Genomic DNA, 6,168 nt, shown 5'->3' with positions numbered 1-6,168 from the left:
TCGCCCGCGCCCAGCACATTGAGCACTTCCACGCGCTCGCCCTGCACCGTCAGCGCATCGTCCAGCCGTGCGGGCACCTCGCCTGGCACATAGCTGCAGCCCAGAGGGCCGCGCTTGACCACCATGGCCGCCGGCGTCAGCGCCCGCACCCGGCGCAGCGAGCCCATCAGATCGCCCGGCACGCCACCGGCAATCATGAACTCCTCCTCGGTGCCGATCAGCAGTTCGAACTGCGGCAGCAGGGCCTGCAGGCTGGCGCTCACGGCGGCATCGGCCACGTAACGGTTCTGGCCCTCGCCGCGGGCGGTGAGGCCCCACAGCACCGGCCGGTAGTCGATGTCCAGCACGCGCAGCGTGCCGTGCCGGCCGGCATGGGCCAGCGCGGCGCTGGAGGCCGCGCGCACCGTGGGCTGCGAGAGATGCGTGCCAGTGATCAGCAGCGCCCGGCACTGGGCGATGAAGTCCTCCGAGATGCCCTCGGCCTGCAGTGCCATGTCGGCGCAGTTCTCGCGGTAGAAGAGCAGCGGGAAGGTGTCGCGGTCCTTCAGGCCCAGCAGCACCAGGCCGGTCAGGCGCTCCGGGTCGACCTGCACCATGCGGGTGTCGCAGCCCTCGCGCTGCAGGGTCTGCAGCAGGAAGCGGCCCATCTGCTCGTCGCCCACGCGGGAGATCATGGCGCTGCGCAGGCCCAGCCTGGCGGCGCCGAAGGCGATGTTGGCCGAGCTGCCGCCCAGGTATTTGGCAAAGCTGCTGGCGTCTTCCAGCGGGCAGCCCACCTGCTGGGCATACAGGTCCACCGCCAGCCGGCCCAGGCAGGCGAGGTCGTGGCGGCGGCCGCCGGGAATGGCCAGCTGCGGGCCTGGGTGGGTGTTGGGGGTGAGGTACATGGCGGGGGTGTCCATCAGATCGTCACGCCTTCCAGCTCGGCCATCATCTTCTGCATCTCCGCGCCGCCGGCCATCATGTCCAGCACCTCCGCCTTGCTGACATCACGCTTGGCGAAGCTGCCCATGGACTGGCCGCGGTTGAGCAGCGTGAAGCTGTCGGCCACCGGGTAGGCGTGGTTGACGTTGTGGGTGATGAAGATCACCGAGATGCCGCGCTCGCGGGCCCGGTGGATCAGCTTGAGCACGTTGACGCTTTGCTTGACGCCCAGCGCCGCGGTGGGTTCGTCCAGGATCAGCACATGGGCGCCGAAGTGGATGGCCCGGGCAATCGCCAGGCATTGCTTTTCGCCGCCGGACATCTGGCCCACCATCTGGTCCGCGTCTCGCACGCGAATGCCCATGGCGGCCAGCTCCTCGGCGGCGATGCGGGCGGCCTGCGCGTGGTCCATCACCGGCAGCACGCCCAGGAGTTTCCTGACCGGCTCGCGGCCCATGAAGAAGTTGCGCGAGACGCTCATCAGCGGCACCAGCGCCAGGTCCTGGTAGACGGTGGCGATGCCAGCGTCCAGCGCCTCGCGCGGCGAGCGAAAGCGCACCGGCTGGCCATTGACCAGGTACTGGCCCTTCTCGGGCGTGAACACGCCGGCCAGGGTCTTGATCAGCGTGCTCTTGCCGGCACCGTTGTCGCCCAGCAGGCAGTGCACCTCGCCGCGGCGCAGGCGCAGCGTGATGTCGCTCAGCGCGATCACGGCGCCGAAGTACTTGCTGATGTTCTCCAACTGAAGGATGTAGTCGTCAGGCTTGGGGTTGCTCATCACAGCTCCGGTGTGGTGGCTGAGCGCGGCTCAGCGGCCCAGCGCAACGCGCCGGCGGATGTAGTTGTTGAACAGCACCGCGGCCAGCAGCATGCCGCCCAGGAACACGCGGTACCAGTTGTTGTCGATGCTGGTGTAGCCAATGCCGATCTGCACCACGCCGAAGATCAAGGCCCCCAGCGCGGCGCCTATCACCGAGCCGAAGCCGCCGGTCAGCAGGCAGCCGCCGATGACCGCGGCGATGATGGCCTCGAACTCCTTCTGCAGCCCGCGATCGGCCGCCGCCGAGCCGGCATCGGCCACCTGCAGCACCGCAAACACGGTGGCGCAAAAGGCCATGAAGACAAACAGCAGCACCTTGACCCGCGCCACCGGGATGCCCACGTTCTTGGCCGCGTTGGCGTCGCCGCCGACCGCGAGGATCCAGTTGCCCACCCGCATGCGGGCCAGCACGAAGGCGCCGCCTGCCGTCAGCGCGGCCCACCACACCATCACCTTTGGCACGCCGATGGCCAGCGCCGCGCCGTCGTCGCGCGCGGCCAGCAGGCCCAGCCGGGCCAGCGCGTTGAACAGGCCGGTCAGCACATGGCCCTGGAACAAGGCCTGCACCAGCGGGTCGGCCGCGATCAGCTCGTGCAGCACTGCGTCCCCATTGCTGGAGACGATGGTCTTGCCGGTCAGCAGCACCGAGATGGCCAGGCTCAGGCCGCGCAGGATGAAATAGAAGGCCAACGTGACGATGAAGCTGGGCAGCCCGGTCTTGACCACCAGCCAGCCGTTGAGCCCGCCCAGCGCCATCGCAGTGGCGAAGGCGAACAGCACGGCCAGCCAGACCGGCCAGCCCCAGTAGAGGCAGGGGATCGCCAGCATCATGCCGGCGAAGCCGATCATCGAGCCGATGGAGAGATCGAACTCGCCGGCAATCATCAGCAGCGCCGCACCCACCGCGAGGATGCCCAGGAAACCGGCCACCGTGCCCCAGTTGACGATGCCCTCGGCGCTGAACATGCCAGAGCCGCCCGCGCCGAGGCCGAACAGCAGGAACACCAGCGCGGTGCCGGAGAGCGCGCCGAACTCGGGCCGCGCGAGCAGCCGCCGCAGGCGACCGACCTGGCGCAGGCGCTCGTCGCTAGCAGGGACCGGCGCCACCGTGCTGGGTGGCGGATGGGGAGTGGACAGCAGGGCACTCATGAAAACCTCGTGCGTCAATCAAGCCAGAAGAGGCCGCGGCGCAGGGAGCTGCCGCGGCGCAGGGTTCACCACTTCACCGGTATTGGCCGGCGTACTTCTCGACCGTGGCGATGTTGTCCTTGGTCACGAAGCCGGGGCCGGAGCCAATGTGGCGCGGGCCATAAGCGGGCGCCAGGCCGTAGGTGTCCAGCCTGGTCTTGAACTTGGCGTTGGCCTTGAGCGCGGCCGTGGCCTGGGCCAGGTCGGTGCTCTTGGCATCGTGCATCAGCGACAGCACGGCCACCGGGATGTAGCCCTGCAGGTAGGGCTGCTGGTCGATCGCGAAGTTGATCTCGCCGGCCTTGATGCCGCGCGAGATCTCGTCGGAAAGGTCGAAGGTGGCGAAGAAAATTTTGCCTGCCAGGCCCGCTTTCTTGACCGCCTTGAGGGCCGGGGCGGCAGCGTCCGGGCCCAGGGCCAGCACGGCCTGGGTGCCGGGGTTCTGGCGCAGGTAGGCGGCGGTCTTGCTCTCCACCGAGGCGGGGTCGATGCCGGTGTCGATGGTGCTCTTCTTGAAGTCGGCACCAATCGCCTCGGCAAAGCCGCGGCAGCGCTCGAACGAGGCCGGATTGGTGGCGAAGTGATTGATGCAGACAAAGCTCTTCACGCCCGCCGCCTTGGCCCGCTCGCCCGCCCCCTTGCCGGCCTCGTACTCGGGCTGGCCCACATGCATCAGCGCGCCCAGCTTCTCGCTTTGCTCGGGCGTGCCTGAGTTCACCGTGATCAGCGGGATCTTCTTGTCGGTGACTCTTTTCAGCGCGCCTTGCAGCACCTGGAAGTCTGCGATGGTGGTGATCACGCCGTCGTAGTTCTGCGCGCTGGCCTGCTCGATCAGCCGGGCCATGTCGGCCAGGTCGCCGTTGGCCGGGTTGCGGTAGTCCACCGTCACGCCGAAGTCCTCGCCGGCCTGCTTGAGCGAGTTGCGGATGGTGTTCCACCAGGCGTCGGAGTCCGGCGCGTGGCTGATGAACACGTAGCGGCCGCCGGCCTGTGCGGCGGCGCAGGTCAGGCTGGCCGCCAGGACCAGGGTGGTGATGGCAAGGCGCCGGCTGAGCGAATGCTGCTTCATGTGTTTGTCTCCTCGCAATGCGTTGCGATTGGCTGGGAATTTCGGCAGATCTCATGGCGGACAAACCGGTTCAGGGCCTGCCGCGACGCCAGTGTAGTCAGAAGAGAAAAAAACTTCTTAGTGGATAACGATTAGAAATTAATTTCTAATTTTCCACCTGCCGACCTATCATGCAAACCGGTTTGTTGGCCCCACCCCTGCGCTCCCCATGTCCGCTCCGCCCGTCGCGCCCGCTGCTTCTCCTGCCCCCGCCGAACGTGCCCAGGCGGAATCTCCCGTGCATGCGCTGCTGCAGCGCATCGCCGCCGAGTACCCCTCGCTGAGCAAGCAGCTCAAGCAGATCGCCCAGCACGTGGAGCAGCACAGCGACCACCTGGGCCTGGAGAAGATCCAGGACGTGGCCGCGCGCTGCGGCGTGCAGCCTTCGGCCGTGGTGCGCTTTGCCAAGCACTTCGGCTTTTCGGGCTACAGCGAGCTGCAGAAGCTGTTCCGCGACGGCATCGCCGCGCAGATCGCCCCGACGCGCAACTACCAGGCGCGCATCCGCGAGGTGATCGCCCAGGGCCAGGGCCGGCTCTCCAGCGCCGACATCGCCTACGAGTTCATCGCTGGCGCGATTGCCGGCATGAACGAGCTCCAGCGCGATCTGCACGGCTCCACGCTGGGCGATGCCGTGGAGCTGCTGGCGCAGGCGCCCGCGATCTGGGTGGTGGGCGCGCGCCGCTCCTTCCCGGTGGCCACCTACTTGGCTTACGCGCTGCAGCACACCGACAAGCCGGTTCAGCTCGTCACCGGCATGGGCGCGATGCACGAGGGCCAGCTGCGCAGCCTGCGCCGCGACGACGTCATGATCGCCATCAGCTTTGCACCCTATGCGCAGGAAACCACGCAGGCCGCCGAGGCCGCCGCCGCCCAGGGTGCGCGCCTGATCGCCATCACCGACAGCCGCATGGGCCCGCTGGCGGCGCTGGCCCTCACCACGCTGGTGGTCAACGAAAGCAGCACCTTCGGCTTTCGCGGGCTGACCAATGTGATGGCCCTGGCGCAAAGCCTCTTCATCGCCCTGGCCTACCGGCTGGAGCTGGACTACCACCCCGCCGCAGGTGCATGAACAACCCCCGCGCACGGCCCCGGGCTGCTGCACGAACAACTTCCCCCACACTTCCAGAGGAGACACCCCATGAAGAACGTCGCCGTCTTCGGCGCCGGCCGCATCGGCCGCATCCATGCCACCAACCTGGCGGCACTGCCTGGCGTGCGCCTGCGCAGCGTGTGCGACCCCATGGCCGCGCAGGCCGCCGAGTTGGCGAGCCAGCTCGGCGCCGAGGTCTCGACCCCGGAAGCGGTGCTGGCAGACCCCAGCATCGACGTGGTGGCCATTGCCTCGCCCACCGACACCCACAGCGAGCTCATCACCCGCGCCGCAGCGGCCGGCAAGCACATCTTCTGCGAGAAGCCGGTGGACCTTTCCGTGCCGCGCGCCCAGGCCTGCGCCCAGGCGGTGCGGGCCGCGGGCGTGGCCTGCATGATCGGCTTCCAGCGTCGCTTCGACCCCACCTTCAACGAAGCCCAGCAGCGCCTGGCGCGCGGCGAGATCGGGGCGCCGGAGATGCTGGTGGTGACCAGCCGCGACCCCGGCGCGCCGCCGGCCCAATACCTGCGCGGCTCGGGCGGCATCTTCCGCGACATGCTGATCCACGACTTCGACATCTTCCGCTGGATCCTCTGCAGCGATGGCGACGAGGCAGCCACGCTCTATGCCACCGGCTCGGTGCTGGTGGACCCGGCCATTGCCGAGGTGCCCGACATCGACTCCAGCGTGGTCACCATCCGCACCCGCAAGGGCCGGCTGGCGCAGATCAACACCAGCCGTCGCGCAGCCTATGGCTACGACCAGCGTTTCGAGGTGCTGGGCTCGACCGGCATGTTGCAGTGTGGCAACCACCGGCCCACCGAGGTCGTGCAGTCCGACGCCCAGGGCGTGCGAGCCGACAAGCCCGAGCACTTCTTCCTGCAGCGCTACCGCGAAGCCTATCGCCTGGAGCTGGCGCACTTCTTCGAATGCCTGCAATCGGGCCGTGCCTTTCGCACGACCATCGAGGATGGCGTGGCAGCCCAGCAGTTGGCGGACGCGGCCGCCCAGTCGCTGGCCAGCGGACAGGTGGTG

General features: G+C 68.3%; 6 protein-coding genes. 2 read left to right on the top strand and 4 right to left on the bottom strand.

What is annotated here, in order from left to right:
* The 4 genes from iolC to FKP22_RS18145 form a co-directional block, all read right to left on the bottom strand.
* Positions 1–887, bottom strand: an 887-nt coding sequence (gene iolC / locus FKP22_RS18160) for a 5-dehydro-2-deoxygluconokinase (RefSeq protein ID WP_141289030.1), incomplete at its 3' end; no start/stop codon positions are given.
* A gap of 14 nt (positions 888–901) precedes the next feature.
* Positions 902–1,702 (bottom strand): ATP-binding cassette domain-containing protein, encoded by an 801-nt coding sequence (locus FKP22_RS18155; protein ID WP_141289029.1) that lies wholly within the window; start codon positions 1,700–1,702, stop codon positions 902–904.
* Positions 1,703–1,732: 30 nt separating this feature from the next.
* The gene (locus FKP22_RS18150) at positions 1,733–2,893 is read right to left on the bottom strand and encodes an ABC transporter permease (protein WP_141289028.1); all 1,161 of its coding nucleotides are present in this window, start codon (positions 2,891–2,893) and stop codon (positions 1,733–1,735) included.
* Between the two features lie 73 nt (positions 2,894–2,966).
* Positions 2,967–4,001 (bottom strand): sugar ABC transporter substrate-binding protein, encoded by a 1,035-nt coding sequence (locus FKP22_RS18145; protein ID WP_141289026.1) that lies wholly within the window; start codon positions 3,999–4,001, stop codon positions 2,967–2,969.
* 208 nt (positions 4,002–4,209) lie between these two features.
* On the opposite strand from FKP22_RS18145, the gene FKP22_RS18140 reads away from it, so the two are divergent.
* Together FKP22_RS18140 and iolG are read left to right on the top strand one after the other, a co-directional pair.
* Positions 4,210–5,112, top strand: a complete 903-nt coding sequence (locus tag FKP22_RS18140) for a MurR/RpiR family transcriptional regulator (RefSeq protein WP_141289024.1) — start codon at positions 4,210–4,212, stop codon at positions 5,110–5,112.
* 69 nt (positions 5,113–5,181) lie between these two features.
* Positions 5,182–6,168, top strand: a 987-nt coding sequence (gene iolG, locus FKP22_RS18135) for an inositol 2-dehydrogenase (protein WP_141289023.1), incomplete at its 3' end; no start/stop codon positions are given.

It is taken from the genome of Ideonella azotifigens, assembly GCF_006519715.1.
GTDB classification, from domain to species: domain Bacteria; phylum Pseudomonadota; class Gammaproteobacteria; order Burkholderiales; family Burkholderiaceae_C; genus Ideonella; species Ideonella azotifigens.
This window is presented reverse-complemented; position numbering and strand designations above follow the sequence as displayed.

Coding starts and splice junctions, on each gene's coding strand:
- FKP22_RS18155 (WP_141289029.1), bottom strand. CDS start 1,702: ATGAGCAACCCCAAGCCTGACGACTACATCCTTCAGTTGGAGAACATC.
- FKP22_RS18150 (WP_141289028.1), bottom strand. CDS start 2,893: ATGAGTGCCCTGCTGTCCACTCCCCATCCGCCACCCAGCACGGTGGCG.
- FKP22_RS18145 (WP_141289026.1), bottom strand. CDS start 4,001: ATGAAGCAGCATTCGCTCAGCCGGCGCCTTGCCATCACCACCCTGGTC.
- FKP22_RS18140 (WP_141289024.1), top strand. CDS start 4,210: ATGTCCGCTCCGCCCGTCGCGCCCGCTGCTTCTCCTGCCCCCGCCGAA.